The organism is Pseudomonas petrae, from assembly GCF_021728295.1.
Lineage (GTDB): Bacteria > Pseudomonadota > Gammaproteobacteria > Pseudomonadales > Pseudomonadaceae > Aquipseudomonas > Aquipseudomonas petrae.
In genome coordinates this window covers 243,204-263,476 of the sequence record NZ_JAKJXE010000008.1, presented here as the reverse complement: position 1 = coordinate 263,476, position 20,273 = coordinate 243,204, and the positions used below count along the sequence as shown (strand labels likewise).

Genomic DNA, 20,273 nt, shown 5'->3' with positions numbered 1-20,273 from the left:
AGTTCGCGTCGCAGCCGGTCTCGCTGGATGCATGCAAGACATTTGGTAGGACCGGCTTCAGCCGGGAAGAGGCCAGTGTGAACACCCTCGATTCTGCGGCGTGACGACTGGCGCCTTCCCGGCTAAAGCCAGTCCCACAAGTTCGCGTCGCAGCAGGTCTCACTGGATGCATGCGAGACATTTGGTGGGACCGGCTTCAGCCGGGAAAGCGTCGGTCTGGGCACCCTCGATTTTGCGGCGTGACGCATGACGCCTTCCCGGCTAAAGCCAGTCCCACAAGTTCGCGTCGCAGCAGGTCTCACTGGATGCATGCGAGACATTTTGTAGGACCGGCTTCAGCCGGGAAGAGGCCAGCATGAGCACCCTCGATTCTGCGGCGTGACGACTGATGCCTTCCCGGCTAAAGCCAGTCCCACAAGTTCGCGTCGCAGCAGGTCTCACTGGATGCATGCGAGACATTTGGTAGGACCGGCTTCAGCCGGGAAAGCGTCGGTCTGGGCACCCTCGATTTTGCGGCGTGACGCATGACGCCTTCCCGGCTAAAGCCGGTCCCACAAGTCAGCATTACCCGGTCTTAATGGATGCACGCGATGCATTTAGTGGGACCGGCTTCAGCCGGGAACGCGTCGGTCTGGGCACCCTCGATTTTGCGGCGTGACGCATGACGCCTTCCCGGCTAAAGCCAGTCCCACAAGTTCGCGTCGCAGCAGGTCTCACTGGATGCATGCGAGACATTTGGTAGGACCGGCTTCAGCCGGGAAGAGGCCAGCGTGAACACCCTCGATTCTGCGGCGTGACGACTGGCGCCTTCCCGGCTAAAGCCAGTCCCACAAATGGGCGTCACTGCCGGTCTCACTGGATGCATGCGAGACATTTGGTAGGACCGGCTTCAGCCGGGAAGAGGCCAGCATGAGCACCCTCGATTTTGCGGCGTGACGCCTGGCGCCTTCCCGGCTAAAGCCGGTCCCACAAGTCAGCATTACCCGGTCTTAATGGATGCACGCGAGACATTTGGTAGGACCGGCTTCAGCCGGGAAGAGGCCAGCATGAGCACCCTCGATTTTGCGGCGTGACGCATGACGCCTTCCCGGCTAAAGCCAGTCCCACAAGTTCGCGTCGCAGCCGGTCTCGCTGGATGCATGCAAGACATTTTTGTAGGACCGGCTTCAGCCGGGAAAGCGTCGGTCTGGGCACCCTCGATTTTGCGGTGTGACGACTGACGCCTTCCCGGCTAAAGCCAGTCCCACAAGTTCGCGTCGCAGCAGGTCTCGCTGGATGCATGCAAGACATTTTTGTAGGACCGGCTTCAGCCGGGAAGAGGCCAGTATGAGCACCCTCGATTCTGCAGTGTGACGACTGGCGCCTTCCAGGCTGTAGCCGGTCCCACAAGTCAGCGTCGCAGCAGGTCTCACTGGATGCATGCGAGACATTTGGTAGGACCGGCTTCAGCCGGGAAGAGGCCAGCGTGAACACCCTCGATTCTGCGGCGTGACGACTGACGCCTTCCCGGCTAAAGCCGGTCCTGCTGGGTGCATGCGGCAGTTATCGTGAATCACCCGCGAAAGTCGATGACAATCCTCGACTGCACTTCGCCGTCACCCAACTCCCTGAACACCTGATTGATCTCGGCCAACGGCCGCAACTCGATGTCAGCCTTCACCTTGCCTTCGGCGGCGAACGCCAGCGCTTCGGCCATGTCCTGCCGAGTGCCGACGAACGAGCCGCGCACGGTGATGCAGTTGGCGACCACCTCGAACAGCGACAATGGAAACTCGCCCGGTGGCAATACAACCAACACACACGTGCCACGTTTGCGCGTCATGCCCACCCCTTGTTTGAACGCCGCCAGCGAAGGCGCGGTGATCAGTACGCCGTGCGCCCCGCCATCGGTGACGTCCCTGACGGCTTGCACCGGATCACCCGCGCGGGCGTTCACCACCGCGTCTGCGCCCAACCGGGTGGCATGGCCCAGTTTCCCGTCGTCGACATCCACCGCACACACGCGCAGGCCCATGGCTTTGGCGTACTGCACCGCCAAATGCCCTAACCCGCCAATCCCCGAAATCGCGATCCACTGCCCCGGCCTGACATCGGCCTCCTTGATGCCTTTGTAGGTGGTCACACCGGCGCAGATGATCGGCGCGGCTTCGTGGGGGGTGAGCCCGGCAGGAATGTGAGCGACGTATTCAGGGTCAGCGAGGATGTATTCGGCGAACCCGCCGTTGCGGGTATAGCCGCCGAACTCGGCGCTGGCGCACACCGTTTCCCACGCGCTCAGGCAATACTCGCAGTGGCCGCAGGCTGAATACAGCCACGGCACGCCCACGCGATCCCCTTCGACCACATGGGTCACTCCAGCACCCAGGGCCACCACGATGCCAATACCTTCATGGCCCGCAATGAACGGCGGGGTCGGCTTCACCGGCCAGTCTCCCCTCGCCGCGTGCAAGTCGGTATGACAGACCCCGCACGCTTCGGTCTTGATCAGGATTTGTCCGGGGCCCGGAGTGGGAATGTCCCAGTCACGGAGCAGCAGCGGGCTGCCGAATGCTTCGACGACTGCCGCCTTCATTTTGCCTTTCATGGGGTTTTCCTTAGCTGGGAACGGGTTAAGTTCGGCTGGCGGGTACTCGCGGCGCTCACTGCTGGAGCACATGCCCGTAGGCGCGGATGCGACCATCGTCCTCGGTGCGCAGGTATACACCTTGAAGCGATGGCGGCCTTCCGTTGCAGGTGGAAAATCAATTGATCACGCGTCCGTAAAGGTCTGCCCGCGGACATGCCCTTTGGCCAACGGTGGCGGTGCCTCGGACTCGCTGAAATCCGCTGTCCAGCGCCAGTTTCTGATCTCCGGCATGTCCTCGAAGTGCTCACGAATCCAGGCGTGGTGTTTGCGCAACTGGCTTTCAAAGAAGTGGACGGCGTCCAGGCTGTGAGCGCGCAAATGCGGAAGGTGGCTCAACGCGTCAATCGCCAGGTGATAGCGGCTCATGCGGTTGAGCACCACCATGTCAAAAGGTGTGGTGGTGGTGCCTCGGTCGCTGAAGCCGCGCACGTGAAAGCGTGCTTCATTGGCGCGCCCGTGAACCATCGAGTGGATGACCCAGGTCGAGCCGTGAAAAGCGAACATGACCGGCGCGTCCCGGGTGAACAGCGCTTCGAATGAGACGTGATCCATGCCGTGGGGCCGATCTTCGGGGGCACTCAGAATGCCGAGGTCGACCACGTTCACCACCCTCACCCGGATGCCGGGCACATGCTTTTGCAGCAACCAGGCGGCCGCCACTGCCTCGGTGGTGGGCACATCCCCCGCACAGGCGAGCACCACGTCCGGTGCCTCGTCATCGCTGCCGGCAAAGGACCAGATCGACGCGCCTTGGGAGCAGTGCCTGAGCGCCGCATCGAAGTCTAGCCACTGGAAATCCGGCTGCTTGCCACAGGTCACGACGTTCACGTAGTTACGGCTTCGCAGGCAATGGTCGAAGACATTGACCAGGCAGTTCGAGTCCGGCGGGTAGTACACGCGAACCACATCCGAGCGACGTTGCAGCACGTTATCGACAAAGCCCGTGGACTGGTGGCTAAAGCCATTGTGGTCGTTGCGCCAGGCGTGACTGCTGATCAGGATGTTCAGCGAGGCCAGCGGCCGGCGCCACGCAAACTCACGGCTTTGCTGCAACCACTTGGCGTGCTGCGTCACCATGGAATCGACCACTTGCGCGAACGCTTCGTAGGTTGACCACATGCCGTGGCGCCCGGTGAGCAGATACCCTTCGAGCCAGCCCTCGCAGAGGTGCTCGCTCAGCACTTCCATCACACGTCCGTCGGAGGCGAGGTGGTCATCGATGTCCAGACACGGCCCGGCGGCGGTCCGGTTGCTGGCGTCGAACACCGCATTGAGTCGGTTGGAGTTGGTCTCGTCCGGCCCGAATACGCGAAAGTTGCGCGGGTTGTTGCGCATGACGTCGCGCAGGTACTCGCCCAGCTTGCGTGGGGCTTCAGCGATGACCTGGCCGGGGCCAGGCACCTCAAGGCCGTATTCGGCAAAGTTCGGCAGGTCCAGCGCCACCAGCATACGGCCACCGTTCACGTAAGGAACCGCGCCCATGCGCAGCGCAGGCGGTGGCGTCAGCGCTTGAAGCTCCGGCGCCAGACGTCCCTCGTCATCGAACAACGTCTGGGGTTCATAGCTGCGCATCCAGTCTTCCAGTTGCTGGAGGTGCTCGGGGTTGCCGATGACGTTGGCGAGCGGAACCTGATGCGCCCGGAACGTGCCTTCGACCGGCAGACCGTCGACGACCTTGGGGCCGGTCCAGCCTTTGGGGCTGCGCAAAATAATCATGGGCCAGCGCGCGCGCACCGCTCCCGAGCCTTCTCTGGCGGCCGCCTGGATCTCGCAGATGATGTCGTCACAGCGGTTGAGCGCGGCGGCGAAGCGCTGGTGCATGCCCGGCAGGTCATCGCCCGCGACGATGATCGGCTGGTAACCGCGGCCTCGATAGAGTTTGAGCAAATCGTCATCGGCCAGCCGTGCTTCGACCGTTGGCCCGGAGATCTTGTACCCGTTGAGATGGAGAATCGGCAGCACTGCGCCGTCCCGTCGCGGATCGAGAAAGTGCACGCTTTTCCAGCTGCCTTCCAGCGGACAGGTTTCGGCTTCACCGTCGCCGATCACACAAGCCACCAGCAGCGAGGGATTGTCGAACACTGCGCCGAAGGCATGCATGAGCGAATAGCCCAGTTCGCCACCTTCGTGGAGGGAGTTGGGCGTATGCGGGCCGCAGTGGCTGGGGATGCCGCCGGGTGTGGAGAAACTGCGAAATAAACGCAGCATGCCGGCTTCGTCCGGGGTGATGTCCGGGTGGACTTCGCTGTAGGTGCCTTCGAGCCAGGCACAGGCGTTCAGAGTCGGACCGCCATGCCCGGGACCGGAAATAAAGAGTGTTTCTGTGCGACGCTCGCTGATCAGCCGGTTCAGGTGCACATAGATAAAGTTTTGCCCGACCGAGGTCCCCCAGTGCCCCAGTAGCCTGGGCTTGATGTGCTCGGCCAGCAGCGGTTCACGCAGCAAGGGATTGGCCTTGAGATAGATCTGGCCGACGCAGAGGTAATTCGCGGCGTTCCAGTAGTGGTGCAGGCGCGATAAGAGTTCGGGGGCCAGGGGGCCCGGCGAGGTGTCGGGCTCGATCCAGGATGCGCGGCTGACGTGGGTTTCATCAGCGCTGGAGAATGACGGGTTGAAGCTGTACATGGCGACTCCACTGGGTGCAATACCAAGGTATGCGGCGCACGAAGGCGCACCGGTCGATTCACGCGCTGCTGTGCAGCAGCTCGAGGGCGTGGCGGGCGATGACGGCGTTTTCGTCAGTCGCGATGGTCCATGCTGAAACCTTGCTGCCGGGAAGCGACAGGCAGGCACCATGCTGTGTGGGGGAATCGGGCGAGTGCTCCAGGCCGAGCCATGCGCAGCGGTCAAGAATCGCGTTGCGAATGGGCGCGGCGTTTTCCCCGATGCCGCCGGTGAACACCAGTGCATCGAGCCCACCCAGGACCGCCGCCATCGCCCCGATCTCACGCACCACGCTGCGCACAAATAAGGCGACCGCCTCTTCTGCCGCCGGCGCGGTGCTGGCCGTCAGTTCGCGCATGTCGCTGGCGATACCCCCGGATACGCCCAGCAATCCGCACTGGTGGTACAACAGGTCTTCAAGGGCTTGTGCGGTCATGCCGCGCTCTCGCATCAGGAACAGCAGCAGGCCTGGGTCCAGCCGACCGGGACGTGTGCCCATCAGCAAGCCGTCCAGTGTGCTGAACCCCATCGTCGTGCCCCGGCTGACCCGGTTATGCATCGCGCACAGGCTGGCCCCGTTGCCCAGATGCGCGACGATCGTGCGGCCTTGCGCTGCACGCTGATCGTATTCAGGAAGAACGCCGGCAATGTACGCGTACGACAGCCCATGAAAACCGTAACGACGCAGACCCTGTTCGGTCATGGCTCTGGGCAATCCGAAGGAGGTCTCCAGCGGATCGAGGCTGTGGTGAAAGGCGGTGTCGAAGCAGGCAAACTGCGCCAGCCCACCGTGCTCTCGCGCCAGATAGAGAATGGGTGCCAGGCACAACGGCTGATGCAGCGGCGCCATGGGGACGAGCGCCTGAAGCTCGCGCATGAGGGTCGAATTCACGCGGGCACACGTCAGCGTGCGAGCGCCGCCGTGGACCACCCGGTGCGCCGCCGCGCAGAGATGTCCTTCGGCGTGGTGGTCTATCCACTGCATCAGGTTCAGCAAGGTGCCGGTATCCGGCGCCCCGTCTGTGCGTGGCCATGCTGCGCTTTGCTGCGCGCCGTCAGCATGGCGGAAGATCAACAGGTCGGTGTCCGTGTGTGCCTCAAGACTGCCGTGGCCCAGGCACGGATTTCCCGCGCCGCTATCGGTGGCGTCGTAGAGGGAAAACTTGACGCTGGAAGAGCCTGCGTTCAGCACCAGCAGAAGCGGGCGCGAGTGATCAGTCATGGAGCCCCCTCGTGAGCGACCCATGATTGAAATGGGTTTGGGAGTGGCTGACCTGAATCAACCGAAGCCAGTGTGCTCGCCCGGGGTTGGCGGGTATTGATCTGGATCAGAAACGCTTGAATCACCCTTCCCGCTCATCCAGTTCAGCAATGCCTGCTGTCACTGGCCTGGGGACGCGCCTATGCTGGGTCGCTAAAGGAGATGCACATGACTGCCCATCTGGCTGCCGTTCCCGGTTTGTTCCTCAACGCAGAGTGCGCGTTCTTCAATGTCGGCGAGCTCTGCCTGTCCCTTGGCATGAGCGTGCATGACACCGATCGCTTGTCCACCATCATCCCGCAACGGTTGAAAGTCAAAAAAGGCGCGGTGTTGTACCGTGCCGGCGATGCGTTGCGCTCACTCTATGCGGTGCGCTCAGGCTATTTCAAAACGACCCTTTCGTCCCGGGACGGGCGTGAACAACTCACCGGATTTCCCATGTCCGGGGAATTACTGGGCTGCGATGCCATCAGCAATGATCGTCATGAGTGCGACGCCATCGCTCTGGAGGACAGCGAAGTCTGCCCCATCCATTTCAGCCAGCTGGAGCGCCTGGCGCGTGAGTTGCCTTCCCTGCAGCGCAACCTCAACCGGGTGCTCAGCCAGGAGATCGTGAGGGACCACGAGATGCTGCTGATGATGGGCAACCTCAACGCCGAGGAACGCATGGCCGCCTTGCTGCTCGATCTTTCCTGCCGCATGGCTGACCGGGGCTACTCCGGCACTGCCTATGTGCTGCACATGAGCCGGGAGGACATCGGCAGTTATCTGGGCCTGCGCCTGGAGACGATCTGCCGCGCCATCGGCTCGCTGCGCAGTCAGGGAATCGTCAGGATCTCAGGGCGTGCGGTGGAAATCCTCGACCTCGGGCGGCTGCGCACCCTGATCAGCGGCTGTGAACGTGGCCTGACGACGCTTTGATTGGGGACGCGTGATGATTGCCGTCACCCTCATCAATATCGTGATCATCACCACGGCAGTGATGGTGCATTACGAATGCCTGATTCGCCTGAACCAGCTCATGCCCAGGCTTGGTCTCCGGCATCGGTTCACGGTCGTCATCGGCGTGCTCGGTGCACTGGTCGCCCATGCCGTTGAAGTCTGGATCTTCGCCCTGGGCTATTACCTGATGAACCGGTCCGACACACTGGGACGCCTGACGGGCAATTTCGACGGCAGCTTCATGGACTCGGTGTACTTCTCGTTCACGACCTACACCACCATCGGCTTCGGCGACATCACGCCCAGCGGGCACCTGAAATATCTGACGGGGCTGGAGGCGTTGACAGGGCTGGTCCTGATTACCTGGACCGCGTCGTTTCTGTTCATCGAGATGCAGCGTTATTGGGGAGCGGAGAAGGATTGAGCGTGTGCACGCGAGCTGTGTTGGAGCGTGCTAGCTGGAAGGCGTCGTGTCAGGCGATATCTTCATGTCTGACTGACTGGGTTCGCCAGCAAACCGGCTCCCATGAATTGGGGTGTACCCGCTGCAGGTGGTGAAGATGCCAGCGAAGGGGTGTCGGTTGCCTGTTCGCTGGGAGGCGATTTTTCGCGGGCAAGCGCGCTCCTACACGGTTTGTATACGCCGGAAATTCCGGACAGTGCCGAGATCCCCTTGCAGGAGCGCGCTTGCCCACGAATGCGATGGGTCAATCAGCGCGCTTTTACCCGACTCAACGCCCACCCCCTTTCAAAACGCCAGTTTGTAACCGATCGCCAACAGCATCAGCGCCAGACAGGGACGAAGAATGGCGTCGGGTATGCGGCCGGTGAGGTGGCTGCCGATGTAGATGCCCGGCAGCGAGCCCATCAGCAGGTAGCCCAGCATCGACCAGTTCATGTTGCCCATGCTGGCGTGGCCGATGCCGGCGATGAGCGTCAGGGGGACGGCGTGGGCGATTTCGGTGCCGACCAGGCGGCGTGTTTCGAGGAAAGGATAAAGCAGGAACAGCGCCACGGTGCCGAGCGCGCCAGCGCCGATGGACGTCAGCGCCACCATGGTGCCAAGGATGACGCCGGTCAGCACCGTCAGCCCGTTAAGGGTTTTGGTGCTGAGGCGGTAGCGATCTCCGGCGTGCCGCTGGGCAAACGCCAGCAAGCGCTTCTTGAAAAAGATCGCCAGAGCGGTCAGCAGCAGCACCACGCCCAGCGCTTGTTTGATCACCGAGTTCATTGCGTCCGGCGCGGTGTGCAAGCTGCTCAGAAACCACAGTGTCAACCCGGCGGCCGGCACACTGCCCAGGGTCAGCCAGCCGGTAATGCCCCAGTCGATGTTGTCGTTCTTTTTGTGAACCAGCACGCCACCGCTTTTGGTGATGGCGGCGTACAGCAGGTCGGTGCCCACTGCTGTGGCGGGGTTGATGCCGAACCACAGCAGGATCGGGGTCATGAGCGATCCACCCCCCACACCCGTCATCCCGACGATGAAACCCACCACCAGCCCTGCGACGACGAAACCTGCGTTGCCAAAATCCATTGCTCTGCCTGACTGCACATTCAAAAGCGGGCGGGCAGAATAGCGATTTTTGCGCTATGGACCGCTGCTTTTCTTATATCGGGCCTAGATCGAGACGTTCTATGGTTATAACCAAACAGGTCCTTGGCCCCAGCCTGAGTCTTTTATCAAGGCTCGTCTTCCCAATAATCCAGCGTCGCGTCCGGGCGCTGGACGGCGGCAAAGGCCCGTGCGCCGTTGATGGTGACCATCGCCTGATACTTGCCGGAGTCCGGGTATTCACACACTTCCGGCGTCTCCCGGGTGCTGATGGACAAATACTTCAGCGGTCCGTCCGAGGTGTTGATCAGCTGGTGGGGATACTCCGGCCCCGGCGGAATGAAGATGACATCGCCACTGCGGATCGGCAGCATTTCCCCCGCGACGCGCAACGTGCCCTCCCCGTCGAGGATCACGAACATCTCCTCCTGGGCGTAATGAAAGTGATAAGGGCAAGAGCGCTTGCCCGGCGCGACGATGTCCACCGACGCACCCAGCTTCTGCGCGGCGGTGTCGGTGCCCAGGCGGGCGGCGTGGCTTTCGTACAACGGATCACGCCGCTCGTGCTGCAGCGGCACATCGTTGAAGTTGCGAATCAGGCGCGCGGCCAGTTCGCTTGGGTCGTTGTTCATCCTCACTCCATCAGAAAACGGCGATCGCGATCACGGGTCGCAAAGCTCCTGCGCCGTGGCGTTTGAAGCAAACCGCCCCCCTCAACGTGTCGCAACGATGAACAAGCGCGGGAACGGCAGCAGCACCGTACCGTCGTCCAGCGCAGGATAGGCCTGACTGATCGCCTGCAGATATGCATCGAGAAAATCCTGCTGCGCCGACTCATCCAGCTTTTGCAGATACGGCCTCAGCGCCGAGCCTTTGAACCACTCGACCACCGCCGCGTGCCCGCCGGCGAGGGGATGGTGGTACGTGGTGCGCCAGACATCGACCTCGGCGCAATGCGACCGCAGCAGTTCGAAGTAATAGGCGGCGGTGTGTCGATCGGGGTGCTTGACGTCGCCGATCCTGCCGGCCCACTCCGCACTCGCGGCGATGTCACGGGCCAGACGATGGGCAGGCTCCTCAAGATTGTCCGGCGTCTGTACCGCCAGCACACCGGCGGGATTGAGCAGGCTGAGCAGCCGTGGATACAGCGTCGCGTGGTCAGGCACCCATTGCAGCGACGCGTTGGCGAGAATCACGTCGTAGGTCTGCGCCGGATTCCAGCTGCCAATGTCCGCCAGTTCGAAGGCAAGTTTCGGCAGCCGCTGACGGGCGTCGCGCAGCATGTCGTCGGAACTGTCGAGCCCGGTCACCGTGGCGTCCGGAAAGCGCTCGGCCAACACTTCAGTAGAGTTGCCGGGACCACAGCCGAGATCAACGACGGCTCGCGCAGACGCCAAAGGGATGGCGGCGACGAGGTCACGTACCGGTCGGGTGCGTTGCTGTTCGAACAGGGCGTACTGTTTGGCGGACCAGCTCATTTGGCATTCCTTTTGTCATTTGAGGAGTGGCGCAGAGGGTAAAACATGCCACCGGTGAGTACAAACGCGCTGTGCCGTCAGCTGCTGGCACTGTGATCAGAGCATCACTCTGCGCGTCACGTGCCCGGCTGAGACCGGGTAGGAGACGTACAGGCCGGAATCCACCTGGGCTCTCGACGTCCCGGCATGGAAGCGAACGGTGTGGGCCGCTGCGAACAGGCGTTGCGCGTCGAGTTGTCCGCTGGACACTGCATCGACGATGGCTCGCGCGATGTCATCCAGGCCCGCTTCGGCTGACACCAGCAACAGGTGCGCGCCGGCGTTGAGGGCGGCGACGGCGGTGTCGGCAATGCTGTTGCCCCGCAGAATGGAAACGGCATCGAGGTCGTCGGACACGATCAGCCCTTCAAATCCCAACGCGTCACGCAGGAGCCCGATCACCGCCGCCGAGGTGCTGGCCGACCGGTGCGGATCCAGCGCCGGGAACACGGCAGGTCCGGGCATGATTGCCCCGACGCCTGCTGCAATGACTTGCCGGAATACGTCCAGGCCGTTGCTGAGCGCAGCGGCATCATCAGTCACGGTAGCCCGCTCCACCGCCGGGTCCTGCTCGACCTGGTGATGCCCGGGAAAGTGCTTGGCCGTGGCGATCACGCCGGCGCGCTGCACGCCGCGGATGAATGCGCAGGCAATGCGCGCCACTTCGGCGGGATCCGGCCCGAGGTTGCGCTGGTGCAGCCAGGGATTCGCCCCGGTGACCACGTCAACAATCGGCGCCAGGAACAGGTTGACGCCCATGACCCGGGCCGAGCTGGCCATTTCATAACAGCGCGATTCGATGGCTTCGGTGCTCATGTGGGTCAATTCGGCCGAAGCCGGCATACCGGGCACCAGACCGTGCAGGCGCTGGATGCCGCCAAGCTCCTGATCGACGGCGATCAGCACCGGCGCCGCGGCACAGGCCGCGGCCTCCCTGGCGATCGCGGAAAATTGCGCGTCGGTTTCTTCGCGGCGGCGCTCGAAACTCATGCGCCGCGCCACGTATTCGTCCCGGGTCTCGCCCAGCAGTACCGACACGCCGCCGGCTTGCAGATGCCGGCGCACGGGTTCATCCAGCGCCAGGCCGGCAATCGCCGGCATCAAGACTGACCGTGCAGCCCGTTGCAGTTCATCGTGTGGCATATGCTCTCCGTCAATCAGGCAGGGACGAGCAGACATACGCTTAGTCGAGCGCTCGTTTCCGCTCACTTTATTCATTAAACGAGCATTGTCAAACGAATCGAGCACGAAGCAGCGAAGTAGCTGACCGATGTCATTCATCAGAATGAAGCGCTCAGAGACTGGATGAAGGCTGCGCAACCGGGACGTCAACAGGGGGTGAAAAATTTCAGAACGTGCGCTTTTCATTTGCACGGTTGCTGGTCAACATAGGTGCCCACCGACTCGGTCGAATTGTTTTCGTTTTCTTATTCAGGATGAATTGATGCGCCGTTTATTTCCGTACTCGCTACTGGGCTGCGCCATGGCCGTGGTGCTGGCGGGTTGCAGTTCAACGCCGAACAACCCGTCGTTCAATTTCGATACCGCCAAGACGCCGTCTGACTACGCCAAGTGCATCTACCCCAAGTGGCAGCAGATCAAGCCCGGCACGACCATGACCGAGAGCAAGGGCCACTACAAATTACTGATCTCCGGCAAGATCGCCTCCGATGAAATTCTCGAGGTGTACAAAGGCAACCCCAATACCCGGGTTTTCCTTTATCAACGCGCCCCGCTGTCTTCGGCCTTTGGCCGCAATGCGCTGGAAAACGCGGTCCGCGAGTGCCTGTGACAACGGTGTGAATCACGCTGCGCCGTTTCGTCGCACGGCACTGCTGCAAGCGCACGGAATGCGGCTATTCGGCCTGAGTCATGCGCCACGGCCCACTACCCGGCCACGCAATCGGTCTGAACTTTTGCTTTTCCGGCTTCCTCTGAAAGTGACACCGCCCGCTGACAGCGGGCGCAGTTTCAACTTCAGCACTTTTTATTTCAGAGGAAAGCGAAAGCATGAGCAATCAACTGAACGGCAAGAAGGTTTTGATCATCACGTCCAACACCGGCATTGAGCGCGACGAGCTGCTCAAGCCGCTGGAAGCGTTGAAGGGTCAGGGTGCTGCGGTCACCCACGCCTCCATCGAAGGCGGCACTGCGCAACTGTTCCTGAACGACACCGATAAAGACGCGACCGTGACCTCCGACACCAGGCTGGCCGGCCTGTCTGCCGCTGATTTCGATGCACTGGTTATCCCCGGCGGCACAGTCAACGCCGACACCCTGCGCCAGGACAGCGATGCTCAGAAGCTGGTCAAAGCGTTCGCCGACGCCGGCAAGACCGTCGCGTCGATCTGCCATGGCCCATGGCTGCTGATCGATGCGGGCGTGATCAAAGGCAAAACCCTGACCTCCTACCCCAGTGTGCGCACTGACCTTGTCAATGCCGGCGCGGCCAATTGGGTCGACGCCGAGGTCAAGGAATGCCCGGCCAATGGCTGGACGCTGATCACCTCCCGCACGCCGGACGATCTGCCGGCGTTCAACGAGGCCATCGCCAAGGCGCTGCTGGCGGGCTGAAGCCTGATCCGCAGGCCATAAAGCAGAACCCGTCGACGCCGCTGATCAGCGGCGTCGATGGGTTTGAGACATGCCTCAACGCCTGACAAGCGAGGCGATGGTCTTCACAAACGAAAATACTTGAAACCAAATTTCCATCGCTTCGGTCGACATCGAAGGACGCCGCGATCAGCGCAGGTGCCGAGACGAGACACTTCGATGATTGGAATTATTGTCCCCGCACACAACGAAGAAGATTTCCTGGACGACTGCATCAAGTCCCTGGTCGCCGCTTCTGTTCACGAAGACCTCCACGGCGAGCCCGTGGAAATTCTGATCATGCTCGATGACTGCTCCGATGCCTCGGCCCGGGTCGCGGCCGCCCACGGCATTGGCACCCACGTTTGCGCATACCGCAACGTCGGCATGACCCGCGCAGAAGGCGCGCGGCTGATGCTCGAACGTGGCGCCCGCTGGCTGGCGTTCACCGACGCCGACAGCGTCGTGCCCTATGCCTGGCTGGCGCATCAGGTCAGCCTGAAGGTGGACGCGGTGTGCGGCATCGTCGAAGTCGATGACTGGTCCGGGCACCCCGAGCATGTGCGCCAACGCTACGACTCGCTGTACCGCCCGGTCGATGACCATCGGCACATCCACGGCGCGAACCTGGGCGTCAGCGCCGATGCTTATCAGCAGGCCGGCGGTTTCAAGGCGCTGGCCGCCCATGAAGACGTGCATCTGGTCGCCGATCTGCAACGCGTCGGCGCGTCCATCGCGTGGATTTCTGCGAACAGCGTCACCACCAGCGCACGAAAAGACTACCGGTGCAAAGAAGGCTTTGGGGATTATCTAAACTCACTGGCAGCGACGTCGCTGTCCCGCTAAGGCGCTCCGATTGGACGCGCCACGCCAAGCGTGCTGGTATGCGATACACAGGCGCTAAAACCGAACAGCGGGGCCAAAGTGCCCAGCCAGTCGCCAATTCCGATCATTCAATATTCAACGCCGGAATCCCCAATGCCGCCCATCGATCACCCTGCCAGCCCCGGCGACGACACACTCGGCGGGGGCATGCCCAGCGCCAGTGTCGCCATGCCCAAGACCGGCAACTGGTTCAAGCGGCTGCTCGCGTTCACCGGCCCCGGCTATATGGTCGCCGTGGGTTACATGGACCCGGGCAACTGGGCCACCGACATTGCCGGTGGTTCGAAATTTGGCTACCTGCTGCTGTCGGTGATTCTGCTGTCGAACCTGATGGCCATTGTGCTGCAGGCGCTCTCGGCGCGTCTGGGCATCGTCACCGGTTGTGACCTGGCGCGCGCCTGCCGCGAACGCTGCAGCCGGCCGGTGTGCATTGGCCTGTGGATTGCCTGCGAGATCGCGATCATTGCCTGCGACCTGGCCGAGGTCATCGGCACTGCCATTGCGCTGAACCTGTTGTTCGGTATTCCGCTGATCTGGGGCGCGGTGATTTCGGCAGTCGACGTGTTTCTCATTTTTCTGCTCATGGGCCGCGGGTTCCGGGCGCTTGAAGCGTTTGTGATTGCGCTGCTACTGGTCATCTTCGCCTGCTTCGCCATCCAGATGGTGCTCGCCCAGCCTGATCTGGCTGAGCTGTTTGCCGGCTTCATCCCCAAGGCCGAGGTGGTTACCAATCCCGAGGCGCTGTACCTGGCGATCGGCATCATTGGCGCAACAGTGATGCCGCACAATCTGTACCTGCACTCGTCCATCGTGCAGACACGCGCCTATCCGCGCACGGATGAAGGTCGACGCATCGGCCTGCGCTGGGCGGTGACCGACAGCACGATCGCGCTGACGTTGGCGCTGTTCGTCAATGCGGCGATTCTGATCACGGCGGCGACGGTGTTTCACAAGGCCGGCAAGACCGACGTGGTGGAAATCGAGCAGGCCTACCATTTGCTTTCGCCGATGCTGGGCGTGGGCATGGCGTCGATGCTGTTCGGCGTGGCGCTGCTGGCCTCGGGGATCAATTCCACGGTCACGGCGACCCTTGCCGGGCAGATCGTCATGGAAGGTTTTCTGCGCCTGCGCCTGCCGGGCTGGATCCGCCGCCTGCTGACACGGGGCCTCGCGATCATTCCGGTGATTGTGGTGACCAGTATTTATGGCGCGCAGGGCACCGCCAAGTTGCTGGTGCTGAGTCAGGTCATCCTGTCGATGCAACTGCCCTTCGCCATCGTCCCGCTGGTGCGCTTCGTGTCGGACCGCAAGCTGATGGGCGATTTCGTCACCGGGCCCGTGCTGACGACCCTGGCCTGGGGCATCGCACTGTTGATCATCGTGCTGAACGTGGTGTTACTGCTGGGGGCTTTTGGGGATTGAAGCTTGTCCCACAGGAGAACGGACTCAATCTGTGGGACCGGCTTTAGCCGGGAAAACGTCGGTTCGAACACTATCAATTATGCGGCGTGGCACCTGACCTGTTCCCGGCTGAAGCCGGTCCCACAGTGGATACGCGGTGTTTTTGTGGGACTGGCTTTAGCCGGGAAGACGTCGGTTTCAACACCATCAATTCTGCGGTGTAGCGCTTGACCCTTTCCCGCCTGAAGCCGGTCCCACAGTGGATACGCGGTGTTTTTGTGGGACCGGCTTTGGCCGGGAAGGCGTCGGTTCGAACACCATCAGTTTTGCGGTGTGGCGCCTGGCGCTTTCTTGACTGAAGCGGGTCCCACAGTGGATACGCGGTGTTTTTGTGGGACCGGCTTTAGCCGGTCCTACTGGGGTGCGCGGTGTCTCTGTGGGACTGGCTTTAGCCGGGAAGGCGTCGGTTTGAACACCATCAATTCTGCGGTGTGGCGCCTGACCCTTTCCCGGCTGAAGCCGGTCCTACTGGGTACACGGTGTTTTTGTGGGACTGGCTTTAGCCGGGAAGGCGTCGGTTCGAACACCATCAATTCTGCGGCGTGGCACCTGACCTATTCCCGGCTGAAGCCGGTCCTATTGGGGTACGCGGTGTTTTTGTGGGACTGGCTTTAGCCGGGAAGGCGTCGGTTTGAACACCATCAATTCTGCGGTGTGGCACCTGGTCTATTCCCGGCTGAAGCCGGTCCTACTGGGTACACGGTGTTTTTGTAGGACTGGCTTTAGCCGGGAAGGCGTCGGTTTGAACACCATCAATTCTGCGGTGTGGCACCTGGTCTATTCCCGGCTGAAACCGGTCCTACCGGAATACAAGATCCTGCCTAGTGCGTCATCCCGGGGTCATGAGCCATGTCCATCGGCGCCATCGCGGCGCGGGCCGGGGCGCTGACATTCACGACTTCGGTCTCGCCCTTGGCGTTCTTGACGGTCAGGGTCAGCGGCACCTGATCGCCCTCTTCGATCTGACCGTTCAGGCCCATGAGCATCACGTGGTAACCCTCAGGATCCAGCGCAACTGTCTTGCCCGCTGGCAGCGGCACAGCGTCGACCGGGCCCATGCGCATGACGTCGTTGGTCATGCTCATTTCGTGGATTTGTACATCTTTAGCCACCGGCGAGCTAACGCTGAGCAGCGTGCTGTCGGTGTCGGCGGTAATGCGCATGAAAGCACCCGATGAAGGCTGCCCGGCCACCGTCGCACGCACCCACGGATCCTCAACCCGCGTCTCGGCAACCGCACTCAGGCTAACGCCGGCCAACAGGGCGACAACCAACGTCCGGGAGACGAACGAGCGTGGGCGAACATTCAACAAAGCATTCATCAGCAGACTTCCATGACAGTGAGCAGGTCTTCCGCGCATTGCTTGGCGGAAAGCGAGGGCGACAGCCCCAGGCGCAGGTTGCCCCGGGAGTCGAACACGAAACTGGTGGCGGTGTGGGACATGGTGTAAGTGTTGCCCGCCGGGACCTTTTCGTAGAACACACCGAATTCTTTGGCGACGTGGGCGGTGTCTTCCAGCGAACCGCGCAGGGCCACGAACGTCGGATCGAACTGTTTGACGTAGGCGTCGAGGATCTGCGGCGTGTCGCGCTCGGGGTCGACGGTGATGAAGATCACCTGCAGCGTCTTGCCGTCCTCGCCCATCATCTTTCTGATCTGGGCAGCGCGGGCCAGCGCCGTCGGGCACACCGCCGGGCATTGGGTGAAACCGAAAAACACCATCGGCATCAGCCCGCGATAGCTCGACAGGGTTTTGACCTCACCGTCGGTGTCGGTCAGCTTGAAGGTGCGGCCCATGATCTTGTTGCTCAGATCTTTGCCGTACTTGAAATCCAGCGCAGTGGTCGAACCGTCACAGCCGGCCAGCAGGCCCAGCCCCAACAGGCCCATGCCGGTGACCACCTGACGGCGGGTCAGAAACTCATTCATCTGGCGAACTCTCGAGAGCAGCGGCTGGCGCCAACGCCAACCCTTTTGTTGTCCACCTCGCGGCACCGCAGGCGTTATTGGCAGCCACACTGCAGCAGCGAGGGACGAAGCGAAAAAAACAGGTGCCCGACAGTGTCGCGCAAAACCGGGCTGAATGCGTTACGAGCGGATTCGACCGACACCATTCGACGACGCTGTACGCCTTGACGCCCATGGGTTGAGAAACGCCCACTGCGACAAAACCGCGCACCTGGCCGCGTCGCGCTGATCACTGGCCTCGCGGACTCTCCTTGCCGGAATCCATCAACCGGTCCGGGAGAAGAAATGTTTGAACCCCGCCCCGCTTATGCTGCCGAATTTGATCAGCAGGCCGCGCAAGCGGGCCAGGCAAAAAGCCCGCGCACCTCGCGTCGGCGTCAACGGGACGGAGGCAGTCAGCCATGCGGGACGATGCACAAGGACTTGAATCACTGCTGGCGGATTTCGCCCGCCGTGACAATCCCCACGTGCCGGACGCGCCCCTGCGTCACGCCATGCAACGCTGCCTCGACAGCGGGCTCGATCAACTGCCGTTACCCGGCAGCGGTCGCACCCTCGAGCGCTGGCGACAATTGGCAACGGTGGCGGGCATCGATCTGGCGCTGCTCAAACTCTACGAAGGCCACACCGACGCCCTCGCCATTCTTCAGGAACTGAGAGCTCAGGAACTTGACGCCGCGCCTTTCGATATCCCCGGCATCTGGGGCGTGTGGGCCGCTGAACCGCCCGACGCCAAGGTGGGCGTCAGTCAACGCCACGGCGACAAGGTTCGCCTCAACGGCCGCAAGGCCTGGTGCTCCGGCGCACTACAGCTGGATTACGCCCTGCTCACCGCTTGGGCGAGCGATGAGGCGCCGCAACTGGTGGCGGTCGATTTGAAGCAGCCAGGCGTGCGCTTCAGCAGCGACACCTGGCAGGCGGTGGGCATGGCCGGCACCGCCAGCGGCGACGTGCACTTCGACGGCGCTGTCGGCATTTGCGTAGGCAACAACGGCGACTACCTTTCCCGGCCAGGATTCTGGCAAGGCGGCGCCGGGATCGCTGCCGCCTGGTACGGCGCGGCAGTGGCGCTGGCGAAAAGCTTGCGCGCGCACCGACACCACGGCCGGCCTGAACCCCACGCCGACGCTCATCTGGGCAGCGTTGATGCAGCGCTGTGCGGCGCGGCGGCGGCCTTGCGCGAGTGCGCCTCATGGATCGACGCGCATCCGCAGGACGACGCGAGCCTGCCGGTCCAGCGCCTGCGTGCGCAGGTCGAAATGGCGGTCGAACAGGTGTGCCGGCATGTGGGCCGGGCGCTGGGCGCAACACCGTTCTGCCGCGATCCGCACTTTGCTCGGCTGGCCGCCGACCTGCAGGTGTTTATCCGACAAAGCCACGCTGAACGCGACCTGGCGCATCTGGGCCAGCGAATCGCCACGGGCGAAACCGAGGATTGGTCACTATGAACGAAGCACACCCTTTCGGCGTAACCGGCACCCCGTTGAGCGCCTGGCAAAACAGCGTGGCGTTGCGCGGCGTGCGCCCGATCACCCTGGAAGAACTGGTCCCACCTGGCGCGCGCCTGATCGTGCTCGCGCCGCACCCCGACGACGAAGTGCTGACCTGCGGTGGCCTGCTCGCGGCGATGGCACCGCGGCAGAACGATGTGCAACTGGTCGCTGTGACCGACGGCGAAGGCAGTCATCCGCAATCACCGCTGTGGCCCGAACAACGCCTGCGCACCGAGCGGCGCCGGGAAAGCGAGCAAGCCGTCGCCCACCTGGGCCTGGACGTATCGAGGTTGTCCTGGCAGCGGCTCGGCATGGGCGACGGACAGGTGGCCGAGCATGCCGAGTCATTGATTGCGCTGCTCAGCGAGGACCTGCGTCCCTCGGATGTGTTGCTGACCACCTGGCGCCACGACGGCCATACCGACCACGAAGCCGTCGGCCATTGCGCGGCCCAGGCGGTGGCCAACACCGGCGCGACACTGGTGGAGATTCCGGTGTGGGCCTGGCATTGGGCTGAACCGAACGACCCGCGAATCCCTTGGGAACAGGCACGCAAATTCTGGCTCAGCGATGAACAACTGCGGCGCAAGCGCGAGGCTATCGGGGCGCACTTGAGTCAGCTGGAAAACGACCCGAGCACCGGCGCGCCGGCGGTGTTGAACCCGCAGACGCTGGAGCGTTTGCTGCAACCCTTCGAACTGGTGTTTCTGTGAGCATTACAGGTGAATATTTCGACGAACTGTTCGCCAGCAGCGACGACCCGTGGGCCTTCCGCACGCGCTGGTACGAACACCGCAAACGCGACCTGACCCTCGCCGCCCTGCCGCGCCAGCGCTATGCGCGCATCTTCGAGCCAGGCTGCGCCAATGGCGAGCTGAGCCTGCGCCTTGCCGAACGCTGCGACACGCTGCTGTGCATGGACCTCAGCCCCCGGGCCGTCACCCTGGCCCGCGACCGCTTGAGCGGGCAGCCCCATGTTCAGGTGCTGGAAGGTTGTCTGCCCCAGGACTGGCCGGCGGGGGAATTCGATCTGGTGGTGATCAGCGAATGGGCCTATTACCTGACGCCGGATGCCTTTGGCGAGATCATCGAGCGCATTCGCGAAAGCCTGACGCCGGACGGCGCGGTGCTGGCATGCCACTGGCTGCACCCCATCGAAGGCTGCCCGATGGAAGGCCGCGAGGTGCATCAGGTCCTTGCGCGGCACTTGGCGATGGAGCGCACGCTGCATCACGCCGATCGGGATTTCGTGCTGGAAATGTGGAGCAAGGACCCGCGCGGGATCGACCTCAACGAGGCGGTACGCTGATC

General features: G+C 62.6%; 18 protein-coding genes. 9 read left to right on the top strand and 9 right to left on the bottom strand.

Annotated features, from left to right (window positions below; all coding sequences use genetic code 11):
• Positions 1-1,552: 1,552 nt before the first annotated feature.
• The 3 genes from adhP to L4G42_RS16140 all read right to left on the bottom strand — a co-directional run bounded on the left by adhP (position 1,553) and on the right by L4G42_RS16140 (position 6,512).
• Positions 1,553-2,584, bottom strand: coding sequence for an alcohol dehydrogenase AdhP (gene adhP, locus L4G42_RS16150; protein ID WP_237259498.1), 1,032 nt, complete (start codon positions 2,582-2,584; stop codon positions 1,553-1,555).
• A 165-nt stretch (positions 2,585-2,749) separates the two neighbouring features.
• Positions 2,750-5,251: a phosphoketolase family protein gene (locus L4G42_RS16145; RefSeq protein ID WP_237259497.1), complete on the bottom strand. Its 2,502-nt coding sequence runs from the start codon at positions 5,249-5,251 to the stop codon at positions 2,750-2,752.
• A 58-nt stretch (positions 5,252-5,309) separates the two neighbouring features.
• Positions 5,310-6,512, bottom strand: a complete 1,203-nt coding sequence (locus L4G42_RS16140) for an acetate/propionate family kinase (RefSeq protein ID WP_237253186.1) — start codon at positions 6,510-6,512, stop codon at positions 5,310-5,312.
• 207 nt (positions 6,513-6,719) lie between these two features.
• Between L4G42_RS16140 and L4G42_RS16135 the strand changes: the two genes are divergently transcribed.
• Positions 6,720-7,472, top strand: coding sequence for a helix-turn-helix domain-containing protein (locus L4G42_RS16135; RefSeq protein ID WP_237253185.1), 753 nt, complete (start codon positions 6,720-6,722; stop codon positions 7,470-7,472).
• A 13-nt stretch (positions 7,473-7,485) separates the two neighbouring features.
• The gene (locus tag L4G42_RS16130) at positions 7,486-7,917 is read left to right on the top strand and encodes a potassium channel family protein (RefSeq protein ID WP_237253184.1); all 432 of its coding nucleotides are present in this window, start codon (positions 7,486-7,488) and stop codon (positions 7,915-7,917) included.
• A 324-nt stretch (positions 7,918-8,241) separates the two neighbouring features.
• Here L4G42_RS16130 and L4G42_RS16125 read toward each other — a convergent pair whose 3' ends face one another.
• The 4 genes from L4G42_RS16125 to L4G42_RS16110 form a co-directional block, all read right to left on the bottom strand.
• Positions 8,242-9,027, bottom strand: a complete 786-nt coding sequence (locus L4G42_RS16125) for a sulfite exporter TauE/SafE family protein (protein WP_237253183.1) — start codon at positions 9,025-9,027, stop codon at positions 8,242-8,244.
• A 146-nt stretch (positions 9,028-9,173) separates the two neighbouring features.
• Entirely contained in the window at positions 9,174-9,677 is a 504-nt protein-coding gene (locus L4G42_RS16120; protein ID WP_237253182.1) for a cupin domain-containing protein, read from the bottom strand.
• Between the two features lie 81 nt (positions 9,678-9,758).
• On the bottom strand, positions 9,759-10,523 hold the full coding sequence (tam, locus tag L4G42_RS16115; RefSeq protein ID WP_237253181.1) for a trans-aconitate 2-methyltransferase: 765 nt from the start codon (positions 10,521-10,523) through the stop codon (positions 9,759-9,761).
• 96 nt (positions 10,524-10,619) lie between these two features.
• On the bottom strand, positions 10,620-11,705 hold the full coding sequence (locus L4G42_RS16110) for a glycoside hydrolase family 3 N-terminal domain-containing protein (protein WP_237253180.1): 1,086 nt from the start codon (positions 11,703-11,705) through the stop codon (positions 10,620-10,622).
• Positions 11,706-12,006: 301 nt separating this feature from the next.
• Between L4G42_RS16110 and L4G42_RS16105 the strand changes: the two genes are divergently transcribed.
• From L4G42_RS16105 to L4G42_RS16090, 4 genes are all read left to right on the top strand, one after another.
• Complete coding sequence (locus L4G42_RS16105; RefSeq protein ID WP_237253179.1) at positions 12,007-12,354, top strand: hypothetical protein; 348 nt, start codon at positions 12,007-12,009, stop codon at positions 12,352-12,354.
• 218 nt (positions 12,355-12,572) lie between these two features.
• Positions 12,573-13,136 (top strand): type 1 glutamine amidotransferase domain-containing protein, encoded by a 564-nt coding sequence (locus L4G42_RS16100; RefSeq protein WP_237253178.1) that lies wholly within the window; start codon positions 12,573-12,575, stop codon positions 13,134-13,136.
• 198 nt (positions 13,137-13,334) lie between these two features.
• Positions 13,335-14,000 (top strand): glycosyltransferase family 2 protein, encoded by a 666-nt coding sequence (locus L4G42_RS16095; RefSeq protein WP_237253177.1) that lies wholly within the window; start codon positions 13,335-13,337, stop codon positions 13,998-14,000.
• A gap of 186 nt (positions 14,001-14,186) precedes the next feature.
• Positions 14,187-15,461 carry an Nramp family divalent metal transporter gene (locus L4G42_RS16090; protein ID WP_237259526.1) on the top strand — a complete coding sequence of 425 codons (1,275 nt, stop codon included), beginning with the start codon at positions 14,187-14,189 and terminating at the stop codon, positions 15,459-15,461.
• An 860-nt stretch (positions 15,462-16,321) separates the two neighbouring features.
• Here L4G42_RS16090 and L4G42_RS16085 read toward each other — a convergent pair.
• Together L4G42_RS16085 and L4G42_RS16080 are read right to left on the bottom strand one after the other, a co-directional pair.
• Positions 16,322-16,822, bottom strand: a complete 501-nt coding sequence (locus L4G42_RS16085; RefSeq protein ID WP_237253176.1) for a copper chaperone PCu(A)C — start codon at positions 16,820-16,822, stop codon at positions 16,322-16,324.
• Positions 16,822-17,430 carry an SCO family protein gene (locus L4G42_RS16080; protein WP_237253175.1) on the bottom strand — a complete coding sequence of 203 codons (609 nt, stop codon included), beginning with the start codon at positions 17,428-17,430 and terminating at the stop codon, positions 16,822-16,824. Before L4G42_RS16080 ends, L4G42_RS16085 begins: the two co-directional genes overlap by 1 nt.
• A gap of 440 nt (positions 17,431-17,870) precedes the next feature.
• Here L4G42_RS16080 and L4G42_RS16075 point away from each other — a divergent pair, with 440 nt between their 5' ends.
• The 3 genes from L4G42_RS16075 to L4G42_RS16065 are packed head-to-tail and all read left to right on the top strand — an operon-like array spanning position 17,871 to position 20,271.
• Positions 17,871-18,917: an acyl-CoA dehydrogenase family protein gene (locus tag L4G42_RS16075; RefSeq protein WP_237253174.1), complete on the top strand. Its 1,047-nt coding sequence runs from the start codon at positions 17,871-17,873 to the stop codon at positions 18,915-18,917.
• Positions 18,914-19,675, top strand: a complete 762-nt coding sequence (locus tag L4G42_RS16070) for a PIG-L deacetylase family protein (protein WP_237253173.1) — start codon at positions 18,914-18,916, stop codon at positions 19,673-19,675. Before L4G42_RS16075 ends, L4G42_RS16070 begins: the two co-directional genes overlap by 4 nt.
• A complete protein-coding gene (locus tag L4G42_RS16065) occupies positions 19,672-20,271 on the top strand; it encodes a methyltransferase domain-containing protein (RefSeq protein WP_237253172.1) in 600 nt (199 codons plus the stop codon). Before L4G42_RS16070 ends, L4G42_RS16065 begins: the two co-directional genes overlap by 4 nt.
• The last annotated feature ends 2 nt before the right edge of the window (positions 20,272-20,273 follow it).